This window comes from Phyllobacterium sp. SL163, from assembly GCF_049896885.1.
Taxonomy (GTDB): Bacteria; Pseudomonadota; Alphaproteobacteria; order Rhizobiales; family Rhizobiaceae; genus Phyllobacterium; species Phyllobacterium calauticae.
Genome location: NZ_JAFCVE010000002.1, coordinates 99,200 through 116,284, shown reverse-complemented (window position 1 = coordinate 116,284; position 17,085 = coordinate 99,200). Strand labels below are relative to the sequence as shown.

The following is a 17,085-nucleotide window of genomic DNA, read 5'->3' as shown; positions in this document are numbered from 1 at the left end:
GCATATGAGGGCATAACGGTTTGAAATCGTCTGGCGGAAAAATCAGGAAGGCCAAGGGCACCGGCCCGAAAGGCGCGGGACCGAAAGCTGCGCCGCACCGGCAGCAGGCGACAAAACCCCGCCCGCAATTTGCCAAGCCTGCGCAGGCCCCGGACAATGATGCGCGCGTCAAGGCAGCGCCCCGCTCTGAACCGCTGCCCAAGCGGGTCCTGACCCGCCATACCGGCCCGCGCCCGACAGAAAAGACCGGCCTGATCCTCGAAACGCTGCCCTCCGATGATTACGCCCTGCTCGACAGCGGTAACGGCCTCAAGCTTGAACAATATGGTCCCTACCGGATCATCCGCCCGGAAGGCCAGGCCATCTGGCTCCCGGCCTGGAACAAGGCCGAGTGGGACAAGGCTGACGCGATCTTTACCGGCAATACGGATGAAGAAGGCGTCGGACGCTGGCATTTCCCCAAGGTGCCGCTCGGCGAAACTTGGCCGCTTGCCTATGAGGGCATTCCCTTCTTCGGCCGCTTCACCTCCTTCCGGCATGTGGGCGTGTTTCCCGAACAGGGAACGCACTGGTCGCATATGGACAACCTCATTCGCGGTGCAAAGCGCCCGGTGAAGGTGCTCAATCTTTTCGGCTATACCGGCGTCGCCTCGCTCGTTGCCGCCCGTGCGGGCGCGGAGGTGACTCATGTCGACGCCTCGAAGAAAGCGATCGTCTGGGCGCGCGAGAATCAGGAAATGGCCGGACTTTCCGGCAAGCCCATCCGCTGGATTTGCGAGGATGCGATGAAATTCGTCGCCCGCGAAGAGCGGCGCGGCAGCGGTTATGACATCATCCTGCTCGATCCGCCCGCCTATGGCCGCGGCCCGAATGGCGAGGTCTGGCAGCTCTTCGACAATCTGCCCGATATGGTCGATCTGTGCCGGTCGATCCTGACGCCCAATCCGCTCGGTGTGGTGCTGACCGCCTATTCCATCCGCGCATCGTTCTTTGCCATTCACGAGCTGATGCGCGATGCCTTTACCGGTCTGGGCGGCGAAGTGCAGTCCGGCGAACTGATCCTGCGCGAACGGTCTTCCGGGCGCGCCCTTTCCACGTCCCTGTTCAGCCGCTGGGGTGCCAAATGACCAGACATGACGACCGCCAGCACGGCAGCTCCATCGCGCGGCCCGGCAAGGTCAAGGAAGTCACCAGCCTGACCAACCCGATCGTCAAGGATCTGCGATCCCTGGCGCTGAAGAAGTTCCGCGACCAGCAGGGTGTGTTTCTGGCCGAAGGCCTGAAACTCGTCATCGACGCGCTCGATCTCGGCTGGGTCATCAAGACGCTGGTCTATTCCAAGGCCGGCAAGGGCAATTCCCTTGTCGAGCAGGTGGCAGCCCGCACGATTGCCAAAGGCGGTGACGTGCTCGAGGTCAACGAGAAGGTGATTTCCGCCATCACCCGGCGCGACAACCCGCAAATGGTCGTCGGCGTGTTCGAACAGCAGCTGCAATCCCTGTCGGCCACCCGACCGCAGGGCAACGATGTTTACGTCGCGCTCGACCGGGTGCGCGATCCGGGCAATCTCGGCACGATCATCCGGACAGCCGATGCGGCAGGCGCCAAGGGTATCATCCTGATCGGTGACGCCACGGACCCGTTTTCGCTCGAAACCGTGCGCGCCACCATGGGTTCGGTCTTTGCCGTCCCGCTGATACGCACAAGCGAAACGGAATTCCTTTCCTGGCGAAAGGGATTTTCGGGACTCATCGTCGGCACGCACCTCAAAGGCGCCGTCGACTACCGGACGATTCCCTACATGGGCAAGCCGGTCATTCTGCTGATGGGCAATGAGCAGCAGGGCCTCCCTGACACGCTGGCCTCAACCTGTGACAAGCTGGCCCGCATTCCCCAGGAAGGCCGGGCGGATTCGCTCAATCTCGCCATTGCCACCGGCGTCATGCTGTTCGAGATCCGCCGCGAGGCGTTGACACTCGATGGCGGCAAACAGGATAAATAACCTCCATGAAAAGCAAATCCTTCTTCGGCCTGCTGGCGATTGTGGTGCTTGCTGTGGCGAGCGACCAGATCATCAAATATCTCGTCGAGACCGGCATGGATTACCAGCAGCAGATCGATCTGCTGCCATTTCTGGCGCTTTTTCGTGTTCACAATAATGGCATTGCATTTTCGATGCTCAGCGGCATGCACGACCTTGCCCTGATCGGCTTGACCGTCGTCGTCATCGCCTTTGTCAGCTATCTCTGGTGGAGCACCGTACCGGCACGCTGGATCTCGCGCATCGGCTTTGCGCTGATCATCGGTGGTGCCATCGGCAATCTGATCGACCGCAGCCTGCTTGGCTATGTCGTTGATTATATTCTTTTCCATCTGCCGTCATGGTCATTTGCCGTCTTCAATCTGGCCGATGCCTACATTTCCGTCGGCGCCGCACTGGTCGTGCTTGAAGAAATTTTTGTCTGGCTGCGCGAGCGCAAGACACCAAAGGGGCAAGCTGGGGGAAACTGAGGAAAACCCAGCATCTGCGGCGTCTCCCGCGTCATGCGCCCGTCATCCAATTGTTGTATTCAAGCATCTAGTGATTGCCGATCAACCATGATGAGAGCGAATCGTTATGAGCTTCGCCTTGCTTGAACCTGCGTCTATCTTTAAAGATCAGCACACGATGTCGCAGGTTGATTCAACACCCTCGCCGTTTACGGCGCCACACCTTGTCGCGGTGCTTGGACGCATTGGGACGATGGAAGTTTGCCTTGCGCAAACCGAAGCCGAAATCGTCTCTGCCCAGCAGCTGCGCTTCAAGGTATTTTTCGATGAACTCGGCGCCAAGGGCTCGGCTTCCCTGGAGCAACGCGACGCAGACCGTTTTGATCCCGTATGCGATCACCTCCTGGTTTATGACACCTCGATCATTGGCCCCAAGCACAAGCAGATCGTCGGCACCTACCGGCTGATGCGCTCGGAAGTTGCCCACAAAACAGGCGGTTTTTACTCGGCTAGCGAATATACGATCGACAGTCTGGTTGCCGCCAAGCCGCAGATGCATTTCCTTGAGCTCGGCCGTTCCTGTGTTTTGCCGGAATACCGCTCGAAGCGCACGGTCGAACTGCTGTGGCAGGGCATCTGGAGCTATTGCCGCTATCACTCCATCGACGTGATGTTCGGCTGCGCATCCTTCCAGGGAACGGTGCCGGCGGCGCATGCCCTGCCGCTGTCATTCCTGCATCACAATTGCCGCGCAACGCCAGACTGGGATGTCCAGGCTCTGCCATCGCTGTATCAGCCGATGGACCTCGTTCCCAGCGAAGCGGTCAATCCGAAGGTTGCCCTGTTCGCCATGCCGCCATTGATCAAGGGCTATCTGCGCCTTGGTGCCATGATCGGTGACGGTGCGGTGGTGGATCATGATTTCGGCACGACCGATGTGCTGATCATTCTGCCGGTCAGCCGCATTTCTACCCGCTACGTCAGCCATTACATCTCCAACGCCAAGCGTTTCGACTGAAATTCCACTTTCGCCTCATGCAGGACGAACATCATCTGTGGAGAAAACCGCCGATGATGCGCCTGCACGGTGTGTAAAGTTCCCGATAGCGCATAGATTGGTCTTCTGATCGGAATCGGTCAAAATCAGGAGAACGTCTTGGCCGACATGCCATTCACTGCGGAAACACCATCCTATGAGGCTGACAGCTCGGCGCGCCCAACGCCGATGATGGAGCAGTATATCGAGATCAAGGCGACCAATCCGGACAGCCTGCTGTTTTACCGGATGGGCGACTTCTACGAGCTGTTCTTCGATGATGCCATAGCCGCGTCCCGCGCCCTCGGGATCACCCTGACCAAGCGCGGCAAGCATCTGGGCGAGGATATCCCGATGTGCGGCGTACCGGTGCATGCGGCGGACGACTATCTGCAGAAGCTGATCATGCGCGGCTTCCGGGTTGCGGTGTGCGAACAGGTGGAAGACCCGGCTGAAGCGCGCAAGCGCGGATCGAAATCCGTGGTGAAGCGCGATGTCGTGCGGCTGGTCACCCCCGGCACGCTCACCGAGGAAAAGCTGCTCGATCCCTCCGAAGCCAACTATCTCATGACGCTGGGACGGGTGAAAGGCGCGGCGCAGGGCCAGTTTGCCCTCGCCTGGATCGATATTTCCACCGGCACGTTCCGGGTCAGCGAAACCGATCCGTCGCGGCTGCTTGCCGATATTCTGCGCGTCGACCCGCGCGAACTGATCGTTGCCGATCCGGTGTTTCACGATCCGGACCTGCGCCCGACATTCGATGTCATCGGGCGCTCGGTCAGCCCGCAGCCGCCAAGCCTTTTCGACAGCGCCACGGCGGAAAACCGCATACAGCGCTATTTCGACGTGGCCACGCTCGACGGCTTCGGGCATTTTTCGCGCGCCGAACTGTCCGCCATCTCGGGCGCTATCGCCTATGTGGAGAAGACACAGATTTCCGAACGCCCGCCACTGATGCGGCCAGAGCGGGAATCGGAAGGCTCCACGCTTTTCATCGACCCGGCCACCCGCGCCAATCTGGAAATGCTGCGCACCTTGTCGGGCAATCGTGACGGCAGCCTGCTCAAATCCATTGACCGCACGGTTACCGGCGGCGGCGCCCGGCTGTTGGCCGAGCGGCTGACCTCGCCGCTGACAAATCCCGCAGCCATTGCGGCACGGCTCGATTCCGTCTCCTGCTTTCTCGCCGGACAATCCCTCGCCGATCTGACCCGCGAAGCATTGAAGGGCGTGCCGGACATGCCCCGCGCCCTGTCGCGCCTTGCCGTCGGGCGCGGTGGTCCGCGCGATCTCGGCGCCCTCGCACGCGGCCTTGAAGCAGCGGCGCAAATCGCTTCATTCCTGGGCAGGGAAGTGCTTCCCCCCGAACTCTCCGCCGTTCGGGATTGCCTTGGCAGCCTGCCCCACGACTATGCCGCTCACCTTGACCGGGCGCTGGACGATGAACTGCCTCTGCTGAAGCGCGACGGTGGTTTCGTGCGGCCCGGATACAATGCGGAACTTGATGAGATGCGCGCCTTGCGCGACCACTCCCGCCGCATCATTGCCGGTCTCCAGGCCGATTACATGGATCTGACCGGCATACGTTCGCTCAAGATCAAGCACAACAATGTGCTTGGCTATTTCATCGAGGTCACGGCGAACAATGCATCCGTGATGACCGACACGGATGAGGCCAAGGGCAAATTCATCCATCGCCAGACCATCGCCAATGCGATGCGGTTCACGACAACGGAGCTCGCCGAACTCGAAACCAAAATCGCCAATGCCGCCGAACGGGCGCTGTCGATCGAGCTTGGCATTTTCGACGTGCTGACCGGGGAAACGGTTACCAATGCCGACGCAATCCGCGCCGGCGCTGCAGCGCTGGCAACCCTCGATGTGTCGGCATCGCTCGCTGCCCTTGCCGAAGAGCAGGGCTATTGCCGCCCGCTGGTCGATGACACTCTCGCCTTCGAGATCGTTGCCGGGCGTCACCCCGTTGTTGAACAGTCGCTGCGCCGTCAGGCCGCCAACCCGTTCGTTGCCAATGACTGCAATCTCTCGCCCGAGGGTGCAGCCAAAGGCGCGATCTGGCTCCTGACCGGACCGAACATGGGCGGTAAATCGACATTCCTGCGCCAGAACGCCCTGATTGCCATTCTTGCGCAGATGGGATCGTTCGTGCCGGCCGGTTCAGCCCATATCGGCATTGTCGACCGCCTGTTCTCGCGCGTCGGCGCATCGGACGATCTGGCGCGCGGCCGGTCCACTTTCATGGTGGAGATGGTGGAAACAGCCGCCATCCTCAATCAGGCCAGCGACCATTCCCTGGTCATTCTCGATGAGATCGGCCGCGGCACCGCGACCTTCGACGGCCTGTCGATCGCATGGGCAGCAGTGGAATATCTGCATGAGAAGAACCAGTGCCGGGCAATTTTTGCCACGCATTTCCATGAAATGACCTCGCTGTCGGAAAAGCTGACGCGCCTGAGCAACGTCACCATGCGGGTCAAGGAGTGGGACGGCGACGTCGTCTTCCTGCATGAGGTGGCCAAGGGCGCCGCAGACCGCTCCTATGGCGTGCAGGTGGCGCGGTTGGCCGGATTGCCGGAAGCCGTGGTCAACCGCGCCCGCGACGTTCTGCATCAGCTGGAAGCCGGAGAGACATCGGGGAAGGCTGACAAGCTGATCGATGACCTGCCGCTGTTCTCGGTCGAGGTCAAACGTGAGGTGAAAGCGCCTGCCAAGGGCAAGGACAGTGCGCTGCTGGCAGCCCTTTCGACGGTCAATCCCGATGAAATGACGCCGCGCGAGGCGCTTGACGCGCTCTACCGGTTGAAAGGCCTCGCCACAAACCCGACATCGTGAAGACTTGGGGGCACAGTGTCTTCAAAGGTAAGCATTTCGTTTATGGCAAATACGCGCTATAGCGTGCGGCCATCATTCATAAAGTCGTGTTCATGAGCGCAGACCTGAAACTGGAACAGATCGTCAGTCCGGCCAAACTTCATCGTCAGCTTGAAGATCTGGTCAGGGCGGCAAAAAAACAAGGCGCCGCTTCCGTCAATCGCAATGACGTGCTGCAGCTCCTGAAAGAGACACTCGTTTCGGGTCGCAAGACTGCCGAGGAGATGTTGAAAAAGGACGGCGGCGGCACACGCTGCTCCGTGCGCCTGTCCTATCTGATGGACCAGATCATTTCGGCGCTCTACGATTTTGCGATCACCCATGTCTATCATTCGGTCAATCCATCCACGGCAGAACGGATGACGGTGGTGGCGGTCGGCGGCTACGGCCGCGGCGGGCTGGCGCCTGGTTCCGATATCGACCTTCTGTTCCTGCTGCCCTACAAGCAGACCCCGTGGGGCGAACAGGTGGTCGAGTATATCCTCTACATGCTCTGGGATATGGGCCTGAAGGTCGGCCACGCCACGCGCAATGTCGACGAATCCATCCGCCAGTCGCTCGCCGACATGACCATCCGCACCAGTATTCTCGAAGCCCGCTACGTCTGCGGCAATGACGAGCTTTTCACCACATTGGTGCGCCGCTTCGATACGGAAGTCGTCAAGGGGACAGGACCGGCCTTCATCGAGGCGAAGCTGACCGAGCGCAACGAACGGCACCGCAAGGCCGGTGCGACCCGCTATCTCGTCGAACCGAACGTCAAGGAAGGCAAAGGCGGCCAGCGCGATCTGCACACGCTGTTCTGGATCGCCAAATATTACTACCACGTCAAGACCAGTGACGAACTGGTCAAGCTCGGGGTGTTGTCGCGCGCCGAGCACAATATTTTCCGCAAGGCCGAAGACCTTTTATGGGCCGTGCGCTGCCATATGCATTTCTATACCGGCAAGGCGGAGGAACGGCTGTCCTTCGACATCCAGAGCGAGATTGCCCAGCGGCTCGGCTATACGGCACATCCCGGCCAGCGCGATGTCGAGCGCTTCATGAAGCATTACTTCCTCGTCGCCAAGGAAGTGGGCGACCTGACGCGCATCATCTGCGCCGCGCTGGAAGAAGAACAGGCAAAACATGTTCCCGGTTTCAACCGGATTTTCCTCACCTTCTCGCGTCGCAAGCGCAAACTGCCGGGAACGTCGGATTTCGTCGTCGACAACCACCGCATCACCATCGCCAATGACGGCGTTTTCCAGAAGGATCCGGTCAACCTCATCCGCCTGTTCCACCTGGCCGATCAGCATGGGCTCGAACTCCACCCCGATGCGATGCAGCTGGTGACCCGCTCCCTGTCGCTGATCAAGGCGGATTTGCGCGAAAATCCCGAGGCCAACCGCCTGTTTCTTGAAATCCTGACCTCCGAGCGCAATCCCGAACTCATCCTGCGGCGCATGAACGAATCCGGCGTGCTGGGCAGGTTCATCCCGGATTTCGGCAAGGTCGTCGCGATGATGCAGTTCAACATGTATCATCACTATACGGTCGACGAGCATCTCTTGCGCTGTATCGCCGTACTGTCCGAGATCGATCACGGCGACCTCAGCAATGAGCATCCCCTGGCCAACCAGATCATGCCAGCCCTGAAAAAGGACCGCAAACTCCTCTACGTCGCCCTGCTCCTGCACGATATCGCTAAGGGCCGACCGGAAGACCACTCACTTGCCGGTGCGCGCATCGCCAAGCGCGTCTGCCCGCGTCTGGGCCTGTCCAAGTCCGACACGGAAACCGTGTCGTGGCTGGTCGAGCAGCACCTGACCATGAGCATGGTTGCCCAGTCACGCGATCTCAATGACCGCAAGACCATCGAGGACTTTGCCGAGATCGTCCAGACGCTTGACCGGATGAAACTGCTTCTGATCCTCACCGTGTGCGATATCAAGGCGGTCGGGCCGGGCGTGTGGAATGGCTGGAAGGGCCAGCTGCTGCGCACGCTGTTCTATGAAACCGAACTGATGCTGACCGGCGGTTTCTCGGAAGTGTCGCGCAAGGAACGCACCGACCACGCCCGCGCGCAGCTCGAACATGCCCTGTCATCCTGGCCGCAGCTCGAGCGTCAGTCCTATCTCGCCCTGCACTATCAGAACTACCTGCTGACGGTCAGCCTCGACGACCAGATCCGCCATGCCAATTTCGTGCGCGAATCCGACAGCTCGGAAAAGACCCTGGCGACCATGGTCAAAACCCATGATTTCGAAGGTGTCACCGAAATCACCGTGCTTTCGCCCGATCATCCGCGCCTTCTGTCGATCATCGCCGGCGCCTGCGCTGCCGCCGGCGCCAATATCGTCGACGCGCAGATCTTCACCACGAGCGACGGCCGTGCGCTCGATACGATCCTGATCAGCCGCGAATTCCCGACCGATGACGACGAGCGCCGCCGCGCCATGCGGGTGGGGCGCCTGATCGAGGATGTGCTGTCCGGCAAATCCTACCTGCCGGAGATGCTGGCATCGCGCACCAAGCCGAAACGCGCGGTCAAGGCGTTCCGCATCACGCCGCGCGTCGAAATCAACAACACGCTGTCGAACAAGTTCACCGTCATCGAGGTCGAGGGGCTGGACCGTCCGGGCCTGCTCTCGGAGATCACCGGCGTCATTTCCGATCTGTCGCTTGATATCGCATCGGCGCATGTGACGACGTTCGGCGAAAAGGTCATCGACGTGTTCTACGTCACCGATCTTGTCGGCCACCAGGTCACCAACGGGGCGCGGCAGAACCGCATCCGCAAGAAGCTGCTCGCCCTGTTCGGCGAAGGCGATATCACCACGGCCCAACCGCAGCGGCACAACATCCTGATGTCGGCAGAATAGGTTCAGCACCCATGTTTATTCGGAATCTGGAACAGATATGAGTCTGGTCAAAAAATTCGCGACGGTGGCCTCCGGCACCCTGATGAGCCGTGTCTTCGGGCTGACGCGTGAAATGCTGATGGCAGCGGCCCTTGGCACCGGCCCCGTCGCCGATGCGTTCAATGCCGCCTTCCGTTTCCCCAACACCTTCCGCCGCCTGTTTGCCGAAGGTGCGTTCAACGCGGCCTTCGTCCCGCTGTTTGCCAAGGAGATCGAGGCGAACGGCATGGACGGGGCAAAGCGCTTCTCCGAGGAGGTGTTCGGCGTCCTGTTCACCGTCCTGATGGCACTGACCATTCTGATGGAACTGTCGATGCCGCTGATCGTGCGCACGGTGATCGCGCCGGGCTTCCTCGACGATCCGACCAAGTTCGGCAATACGGTGTCGATGGCGATCATCATGTTTCCCTATCTCGCCTGCATGTCGCTGGCGGCGATGATGAGCGGCATGCTGAACTCGCTGCACCGCTATTTTGCTGCCGCCGTCGCTCCGGTTTTCCTCAACGTGATCCTGATCGGCGTGCTCGCCTATGCCTGGTACAAGGGCCATGACGGCATCACGATCGGCTATGGCCTCTCCTGGGGCGTCATGGCGGCGGGGCTGGTGCAACTGGCCATCGTCTGGTTTGCCGTGCGCAATGCCGGCATTTCCATCGGCTTCCGGCTGCCGCACTTCACGCCGAATGTGCGGCGCCTGCTGGTGCTGGCCCTGCCCGCGGCCATCACCGGCGGCATCACCCAGATCAACCTTCTGGTGAACACGAACATCGCTTCCGGCAAGGAGGGCGCGGTGACGTCGCTCGCCAATGCCGACCGCGTCTATCAGCTGCCCCTCGGCGTGGTGGGCATTGCCGTTGCAACGGTGCTGCTGCCCGAGCTTGCCCGTGCCTTGCGCTCCGGCAACCACCGGGAAGCCGGTAGCCTGCAGAACCGGTCGGTCGAGTTCATCCTGTTCCTGACGCTGCCGGCAGCGGCAGCGCTGCTGGTCATGTCCGAGCCGATCATCCGCCTGCTGCTCGAGCGCGGTGAATTCACCGCCGAATCGACGCGGCGCGTATCCAATATTCTCGCGGTCTACGGCCTTGGCCTGCCCGCCTTCGTGCTGATCAAGGCTTTCATTCCCGGCTTCTTCGCCCGCGAAGACACCAAGACACCGATGATCTATGCAGCGGTTTCCGTTGTTATCAATGTCAGCATGGCGCTGACGCTGTTTCCGCTGATGGCCGAAACCGGCATTGCCACGGCGGAAGTGACGGCCGGGTGGGTCAATGCCATTCTCCTCTTTGCAACGCTGGTGTGGCGGGGCCATTGGGGCCGCGATATCCCGCTGCTCACCCGCATTCCGCGCCTGATCTTTTCGGCGGCGGCCATGGCTGTTGCCCTGTATTACGCCATCCATTGGGCCACGCCCTACCTTGCCTCCCATACGCCGGTGCATATCCAGGCGCCCGTGGTCTTCGGCCTGATCATGCTGTCGATGGTTGTCTATTTCGTCCTGGCCTTCGCAACCGGCGGCGCCAGTTTCGGCATGATCCGCCGCAATGTGAAACGCGGCGCCAAAGCACCGGTTTTGCCGCCGGAGGGCCCTGCGGCATGAGCCGGCATATCGGTATGGTCACCCTGGTCGTCCGCGATTATGACGAGGCGATTGCCTGGTACACCGGGGTGCTCGGCTTTTCGCTGGTCGGCGATACCGCCCTGTCGCCGACGAAGCGCTGGGTTGTTGTCGCACCTGAAAAGGATGGAGCAAAAATCCTGCTGGCACAGGCCGATGACGATGCGCAAACCGCCAGCATCGGCAATCAGACGGGCGGGCGGGTCGCGCTGTTTCTCCATACGGATGACTTTACCACTGACCACGCGGCGATGGTGAAAAGCGGCGTGCATTTTCTCGAGGAACCGCGCCATGAAGCCTATGGCAGCGTTGCGGTGTTTGAAGACCTTTACGGCAACACGTGGGATCTTCTGCAGCTCAAATAGCTCGTGCGGTCCCGATAGGGCTTGAATAGAGCGCCCTGCTCTGCCAAAACCTCCTCTCCATTGCCACCGGGCCGGAACGGCCCGGTCCCCGAACGATCAAGGACTGTTCATGAGCACGTTTGAGCCGCTCGTCTTTTCCGGTGTCCAGCCAACCGGTAATCTGCATCTCGGCAACTATCTGGGAGCGGTGCGGCGTTGGGTTGCCTTGCAGGAAAACAACAATTGCATCTACTGCGTGGTCGACCAGCACGCCATCACGCAGGCGGTTTCCGTCTGGGGCGGTCCGGCCGAGCTGCAGCGCAACACGCGCGAAGTAACCGCCGCGTTCCTCGCCGCCGGCATTGATGCCGAGAAGCATATTGTCTTCAACCAGAGCCGCGTGCGCCAGCATGCCGAGCTTGCCTGGGTGTTCAATTGCATCGCGCGCATGGGCTGGCTGAACCGCATGACCCAGTTCAAGGACAAGGCAGGCAAGGACCGCGAGAACGCCTCGGTCGGCCTCTTCGCCTACCCCAACCTGATGGCTGCCGATATTCTTGTCTACCGCGCCACCCATGTGCCGGTCGGCGAAGACCAGAAGCAGCATCTGGAGCTGACACGCGACATCGCCCAGAAATTCAACACAGACTTCTCCGATCGCATTGCGGAACTCGGCCTCGGCATCGAGACCCAGTCCGGCGATGAAACAATCCAGAGCTTTTTCCCGCTGACCGAACCGGTCATCGGCGGTCCGGCCGCACGGGTGATGAGCCTGCGCGACGGCACGAAGAAGATGTCGAAATCCGATCCATCCGACCTGTCGCGCATCAACCTGACCGATGACGAGGACACGATTTCGAAGAAGATCCGCAAGGCAAAGACGGATTCCGAGCCTTTGCCATCGGACATCGAGGGCCTGAACGATCGCCCGGAAGCCGACAATCTTGTCGGCATCTATGCCGCGCTGACCGATACGGACAAGGCAGGCGTCATCCGCGATTTCGGCGGCCAGCAGTTCTCCGTGTTCAAGCCGGCGCTGGCCGATCTGGCGGTGGCGAAGCTGGCGCCGATTGCGAGCGAGATGCGCCGCCTATCCGCCGATACCGCCTATATCGATTCCGTGCTGAAAAATGGCGGCGAGCGTGCAGCTATATTGGCGGAGAAGACGATGCGCAATGTGCGTGATATTGTCGGATTCCTTCAGGATTAGTCTCAACAGGCAGGGCAGGTTGAACAGATGGTATCAAGACGTCTCAGCCGTGAAGCAGGGCACCGCCGCAAGTTCCTGGCGGTGATCGACGAAACGCCGGAATGCGAGCGGGCGGTTGCCTATGCCTCGCGCCGCGCCAAGACCACGAACGGCGTGCTGGTCCTGCTGTTTGTCATCGACTCCGCCGACTTCCAGCAGTTTCTGGGGGTCGAGCAGATCATGCGGGCGGAAGCCGAGGAACGGGCACATTCGACGCTGAGCAAGTTTGCCGCTTCGGTGCGGGAAACCATCAATATCGAATCCGAGCTTGTGGTGCGCGAAGGTATTACCGCCGAACAGATCCAGAAGCTCATCGAGGAAGACCAGGATATCGCCATTCTGGTTCTGGCGGCCGGTTCCGGCAAGGATGGCCCCGGCCCGCTGGTTCAGACCCTGGCCGGCCGCGAATCCTTCTCCATTCCCGTCACCGTCGTGCCCTATAATCTCTCGAACGAAGATATTGACGCAATCACATGATTGCATCTTGAAACCGTGATACACTCTTGCCTTGAAGAGACTGGCCGAAAGGCCTATATGCCTTTGAACCGTTCTAAACTAGACACGCGAGATATCCGCCATGTTCATCCAGACCGAAGCAACGCCCAACCCGGCGACCTTGAAATTCCTGCCTGGCAAGGTTGTGCTTGAGGAAGGCACGGCGGATTTCCGCGATGCGGCAACCGCTTCGGAAGCCTCGCTGCTCGCCGCCAAGATTTTTGCCGTTCCCGGCGTGACGGGCGTGTTCTTCGGCTATGATTTCGTCACCGTCACCAAGGCCGAAGGCCCGGAATGGCAGCACCTGAAGCCGGCCATCCTCGGCGCGATCATGGAACACTTCATGTCCGGCGCACCTGTGATGGCCAGCGCGACATCGGTTGCGGCCACAGCCCAGCTGGAAGGCGACGGCGAGTTTTTCGACACGGCCGACACCGAGATCGTCGACACGATCAAGGAACTGCTGGAGACCCGCGTGCGCCCTGCCGTGGCGCAGGATGGCGGCGATATCACTTTCCGCGGTTTCGAGAACGGCACGGTTTACCTGCACATGAAGGGCGCCTGCTCCGGCTGCCCGTCTTCCACGGCAACGTTGAAGCATGGCATCCAGAACCTCCTGAAGCATTTCGTGCCGGAAGTTCAGCAGGTCGAAGCGATCTAAACCACTTTCAGATATTGATATAAGAAAGGCCGCTTGATGCGGCCTTTTTGTTATCCATCTATAGCGTCCGCAGATATCAGTTCACGGCGCCGGGTCCGGGTATGGCGCCGGGCGGGCATTTGCCGAGGATGATCATGCCGAGCACCTCGTCCTCGGTGACATCCCCCACCTTGGCGGTGCCGACCACCTGGCCGTTTTTCATGACAGCCACCCGGTCCGCGAGATGAAAGACATCGTGGATGTCGTGGCTGATCAGGAAGATGCCGATGCCTTCGCTCTTCAACTGCTTGATCAGCTCGCCCACCTGCGCGGTTTCCTGCGGCCCCAGCGCCGCCGTCGGTTCGTCCATGATCAGGATGCGGGCATTGAACAGGATCGCCCGGGCAATGGCGACGGACTGCCGCTGCCCGCCGGACAGGGCCTTGACCGGATCCTTGAAGCGCTGGAAGCGCGGATTGAGCCGCCCCATCACTTCGCGCGCGCTGTGCTCCATGGCGACGTCATCGAGCGTGCCCCACGGCGTCATCAGTTCACGCCCGAGATAGAGATTGGCGGCGGTGTCCACATTGTCGGCCAGGGCCAGCGTCTGGTAGATCGTCTCGATGCCGTAGGCCTTGGCATCGCGCGGATTGCCGATCGAGGCTTCCTCGCCATTGACCTTGATCGTGCCGCTGTCGCGCTTGTAGGCACCGGACAGGATCTTGATCAGCGTCGATTTGCCGGCGCCGTTGTGGCCGAGCAGGGCCACCACTTCGCCCGGATAGAGATTGACGGACGCACCGTCGACCGCGCGGATACCGCCGAATGCGATCGAGATATTGTCCATGTCGATGAGAGGTGTCTGTACAGTGCTCATGATCTTTCCTCCCTCACGCGGTACGGCGGCGATAGATGGTGTCGAGCCAGACGGCTATCACCAGAACGATACCGACAACAATGTTCTGCAGCGGCGTATCGAGGCCGAGAAGCACCATGCCCGAGCTCAGCGACTGCATGAGCAGCGCGCCGATCATCGCACCGGCGATGGTGCCGACGCCGCCGGCCAGCGACGTTCCGCCAATCACGGCGGCGGCAATGGTCAGAAGCTCGTCCAGCGTGCCCTGGGCATTGGTTGCCGCGTTGAGGCGGGCGGTCGAGATCGCACCGGCGATGGCGCAGAGAATGCCCATGATGATGAAGATCTTCATGGTGACCCAGCGCGTGTTGATACCGGCCAGATCGGCAGCTTCGGGATTGCCGCCCATGGCGAAGACATAGCGGCCGAAGCGCGTGCGCGTGGTCACGAATGTCATGATGATCCCGGTTGCCACGGCAATCAGCACCGGTATGGCAATACCATGCGAGATGAACAGGCCGCCGTCGGGAATGGTGATGTTGTTGGCATCAGCATATTTGCGCACGATGCCGATGGGCCAGTAATAGGCATTGGCAATCGAGACGGCCCCGAGCACCAGACCGCAACTGATGGCAGCCATGAACACTTCGGCCCAGACGGGACGGCGCGGAAAATTGAACCGCTGGCGCTGGCGGCGGCTGTTGGCCACCATGATGACGATGGCGATGCAGGCAGCGATGCCGAGAATCCAGCTCCACATGGAGCCGATGGAGCCTTCCGGACCACCGCCCATCAGGCGGAAGGTCGAGTCCATCGGTGCGACCGTACGGCCCGACGTGACCCACCAGGCGGCACCGCGCCAGACGAGCAGGCCGCCGAGTGTCACGATGAAGGCAGGAACCCCGAGAAAGGCGATGATGAAGCCCTGAAAGCCGCCGATGACGGCACCGGCGACAATGCCAATGCCAAGCGTGATGATCCAGGTGGCGGGATGTTCGAAGCCGATGAGTTTCGGCAGCATTTCCGTCTGCATGACGCCCATGATCATGCCGATGAAACCCAGCAGCGAACCGACCGACAGGTCGATATTGCGCGTCACGATGATCAGCACCATGCCGGTCGCCATCACGGCAACGGATGACGTCTGCACGGAAAGATTCCACAGGTTGCGCGGTGTAAGGAACTGGCCGCCGGAGAGAACCTGGAAAGCAATCCAGATGACAACCAGCGCACCGATCATACCCAGAAGCCGGGTATCAAGTTCGGTGGCTTTGAAGAAGCGGGCGGTAAGGCCAAGTTCGGAGGCGCGGGCCCGGTCAATACTGACTGCCGGATCACTCATTTGTCTCTCCCCAGTTTCAGGTTCTTTTTAAAACGCCGCCGATCCAGTGGACCAGCGGCGCTCAATATTAGCAGATTATTCAGGACTTACTTGCAGGCTGCGACCGAACCGGCCTTGACGCCCTGGCAGACAACGTCCTTCTTCACCCAACCCGCGTCGATAATGACGTTGAGGTTGTCCTTGGTGATCGGAACGGGCGTCAGGAACACGGCATTGACTTCAACCTTGTTCGCACCGCCGGCAAACTTCTGCACATGCGGAATGTCGCCCATCTTCTTGCCGTCGGCGAGCGCCGCGGCAATACCGGCTGCTTCCTTGCCCAGCTCACGCGAGTCTTTCCAGACCGAAACGGTCTGGGTGCCGAGCGCGATGCGGTTCAGGGCGGCGAAATCCGCATCCTGACCGGACACGGGCACCGTACCGGCAAGCCCCTGGGCCTGCAGGGCAGCGATGGCGCCGCCGGCAGTGCCGTCATTGGCCGCAACGACAGCGTCGATCTTGTTGTCGTTCTTGGTCAGGAACTGTTCCATGTTCTTCTGGGCATTGGCCGGCAGCCAGCCGTCCGTATAGGCTTCGCCGACATTCTTGATCTTGCCGGACGCGATGGCGTCCTTCAAAACTTCCTGCGCGCCGGAGAAGAGGAAATCGGCGTTCGGATCGGCCGAGCTGCCCTTGATGAAGGCGTAGTTGCCTTCCGGCTTCACAGCCAGGACACCGCGCGCCTGCATGCGGCCGACTTCCTTGTTGTCGAAGGTGATGTAGAATGCATCCTTGTTTTCGATCAGGCGATCATAGCCGACGACCGGAATACCTTCAGCAACCGCCTTTTCAACAGCTGGTCCGATTGCGCTCGAATCCTGCGCAAGAATGATCAGGGCATTGGCGCCCTGGGCGATCAGGCTTTCAACGTCGGTGAGCTGCTTGGAAGCGGAAGACTGGGCATCGGCCGAAATATACTTGTCGCCATTGGCTTCAAGCGCTTTCTTGATGGCAGCTTCATCGGTCTTCCAGCGCTCTTCCTGAAAGTTGGACCAGGACACGCCAATGATCTTGTCTTTCGCCAGCGCAGGGCCGGCCAAAGAAACGGCAAGAGCAACACCCGCCAGAGCGGTTGCGTATTTTTTCATGATAATCCTCCCAGTGCACATGGCACGTTGATCCCGTCGGATGTCAGGCCTTTCACCTCCGGCCAGTCACCCAAACCTCTTTATTTCGAGGCTCGAAAA

General features: G+C 60.5%; 14 protein-coding genes. 11 read left to right on the top strand and 3 right to left on the bottom strand.

The genetic code is table 11. From position 1 onward, the window contains the following. Nucleotides 1-20 precede the first annotated feature (20 nt). The 11 genes from ACP7B1_RS04120 to ACP7B1_RS04070 all read left to right on the top strand — a co-directional run bounded on the left by ACP7B1_RS04120 (nt 21) and on the right by ACP7B1_RS04070 (nt 13,682). The gene (locus ACP7B1_RS04120) at nt 21-1,127 is read left to right on the top strand and encodes a class I SAM-dependent rRNA methyltransferase (protein ID WP_346305980.1); all 1,107 of its coding nucleotides are present in this window, start codon (nt 21-23) and stop codon (nt 1,125-1,127) included. Next, nucleotides 1,124-2,002, top strand: coding sequence for an RNA methyltransferase (locus tag ACP7B1_RS04115; RefSeq protein WP_346305979.1), 879 nt, complete (start codon nt 1,124-1,126; stop codon nt 2,000-2,002). The genes ACP7B1_RS04120 and ACP7B1_RS04115 overlap by 4 nt, the downstream gene beginning before the upstream one ends. Nucleotides 2,003-2,007: 5 nt before the next feature. After that, nucleotides 2,008-2,511 carry a signal peptidase II gene (gene lspA, locus ACP7B1_RS04110; RefSeq protein ID WP_223612259.1) on the top strand — a complete coding sequence of 168 codons (504 nt, stop codon included), beginning with the start codon at nt 2,008-2,010 and terminating at the stop codon, nt 2,509-2,511. 157 nt (nt 2,512-2,668) lie between these two features. Then, entirely contained in the window at nt 2,669-3,508 is an 840-nt protein-coding gene (locus tag ACP7B1_RS04105) for a GNAT family N-acetyltransferase (RefSeq protein WP_223612260.1), read from the top strand. Between the two features lie 147 nt (nt 3,509-3,655). After that, nucleotides 3,656-6,376, top strand: a complete 2,721-nt coding sequence (gene mutS, locus ACP7B1_RS04100; RefSeq protein ID WP_346305987.1) for a DNA mismatch repair protein MutS — start codon at nt 3,656-3,658, stop codon at nt 6,374-6,376. 92 nt (nt 6,377-6,468) lie between these two features. Then, on the top strand, nt 6,469-9,279 hold the full coding sequence (locus ACP7B1_RS04095) for a [protein-PII] uridylyltransferase (RefSeq protein WP_346305978.1): 2,811 nt from the start codon (nt 6,469-6,471) through the stop codon (nt 9,277-9,279). A gap of 37 nt (nt 9,280-9,316) precedes the next feature. After that, complete coding sequence (gene murJ / locus ACP7B1_RS04090) at nt 9,317-10,915, top strand: murein biosynthesis integral membrane protein MurJ (protein ID WP_346305977.1); 1,599 nt, start codon at nt 9,317-9,319, stop codon at nt 10,913-10,915. Further along, nucleotides 10,912-11,298, top strand: a complete 387-nt coding sequence (locus ACP7B1_RS04085) for a VOC family protein (RefSeq protein WP_346305976.1) — start codon at nt 10,912-10,914, stop codon at nt 11,296-11,298. Before murJ ends, ACP7B1_RS04085 begins: the two co-directional genes overlap by 4 nt. Nucleotides 11,299-11,407: 109 nt before the next feature. Further along, nucleotides 11,408-12,487, top strand: coding sequence for a tryptophan--tRNA ligase (gene trpS / locus ACP7B1_RS04080; protein ID WP_223612263.1), 1,080 nt, complete (start codon nt 11,408-11,410; stop codon nt 12,485-12,487). Nucleotides 12,488-12,514: 27 nt separating this feature from the next. Beyond that, complete coding sequence (locus tag ACP7B1_RS04075) at nt 12,515-13,003, top strand: universal stress protein (protein WP_223612264.1); 489 nt, start codon at nt 12,515-12,517, stop codon at nt 13,001-13,003. A gap of 100 nt (nt 13,004-13,103) precedes the next feature. Continuing rightward, nucleotides 13,104-13,682, top strand: coding sequence for a NifU family protein (locus ACP7B1_RS04070; RefSeq protein WP_223612265.1), 579 nt, complete (start codon nt 13,104-13,106; stop codon nt 13,680-13,682). A gap of 76 nt (nt 13,683-13,758) precedes the next feature. Here the strand turns inward: ACP7B1_RS04070 and ACP7B1_RS04065 are convergent, their stop codons facing one another. The 3 genes from ACP7B1_RS04065 to xylF all read right to left on the bottom strand — a co-directional run bounded on the left by ACP7B1_RS04065 (nt 13,759) and on the right by xylF (nt 16,986). Continuing rightward, nucleotides 13,759-14,538 (bottom strand): ATP-binding cassette domain-containing protein, encoded by a 780-nt coding sequence (locus ACP7B1_RS04065; protein ID WP_346305975.1) that lies wholly within the window; start codon nt 14,536-14,538, stop codon nt 13,759-13,761. A 13-nt stretch (nt 14,539-14,551) separates the two neighbouring features. Beyond that, nucleotides 14,552-15,859, bottom strand: coding sequence for a sugar ABC transporter permease (locus ACP7B1_RS04060; RefSeq protein ID WP_346305974.1), 1,308 nt, complete (start codon nt 15,857-15,859; stop codon nt 14,552-14,554). A gap of 86 nt (nt 15,860-15,945) precedes the next feature. Further along, a complete protein-coding gene (gene xylF, locus ACP7B1_RS04055) occupies nt 15,946-16,986 on the bottom strand; it encodes a D-xylose ABC transporter substrate-binding protein (protein WP_223612268.1) in 1,041 nt (346 codons plus the stop codon). Nucleotides 16,987-17,085 lie beyond the last annotated feature (99 nt).

Coding starts and splice junctions, on each gene's coding strand:
- ACP7B1_RS04085 (WP_346305976.1), top strand. CDS start 10,912: ATGAGCCGGCATATCGGTATGGTCACCCTGGTCGTCCGCGATTATGAC.
- mutS (WP_346305987.1), top strand. CDS start 3,656: ATGCCATTCACTGCGGAAACACCATCCTATGAGGCTGACAGCTCGGCG.
- ACP7B1_RS04105 (WP_223612260.1), top strand. CDS start 2,669: ATGTCGCAGGTTGATTCAACACCCTCGCCGTTTACGGCGCCACACCTT.
- ACP7B1_RS04060 (WP_346305974.1), bottom strand. CDS start 15,859: ATGAGTGATCCGGCAGTCAGTATTGACCGGGCCCGCGCCTCCGAACTT.
- ACP7B1_RS04115 (WP_346305979.1), top strand. CDS start 1,124: ATGACCAGACATGACGACCGCCAGCACGGCAGCTCCATCGCGCGGCCC.
- murJ (WP_346305977.1), top strand. CDS start 9,317: ATGAGTCTGGTCAAAAAATTCGCGACGGTGGCCTCCGGCACCCTGATG.
- trpS (WP_223612263.1), top strand. CDS start 11,408: ATGAGCACGTTTGAGCCGCTCGTCTTTTCCGGTGTCCAGCCAACCGGT.
- lspA (WP_223612259.1), top strand. CDS start 2,008: ATGAAAAGCAAATCCTTCTTCGGCCTGCTGGCGATTGTGGTGCTTGCT.
- xylF (WP_223612268.1), bottom strand. CDS start 16,986: ATGAAAAAATACGCAACCGCTCTGGCGGGTGTTGCTCTTGCCGTTTCT.
- ACP7B1_RS04070 (WP_223612265.1), top strand. CDS start 13,104: ATGTTCATCCAGACCGAAGCAACGCCCAACCCGGCGACCTTGAAATTC.
- ACP7B1_RS04075 (WP_223612264.1), top strand. CDS start 12,515: ATGGTATCAAGACGTCTCAGCCGTGAAGCAGGGCACCGCCGCAAGTTC.
- ACP7B1_RS04095 (WP_346305978.1), top strand. CDS start 6,469: ATGAGCGCAGACCTGAAACTGGAACAGATCGTCAGTCCGGCCAAACTT.
- ACP7B1_RS04065 (WP_346305975.1), bottom strand. CDS start 14,538: ATGAGCACTGTACAGACACCTCTCATCGACATGGACAATATCTCGATC.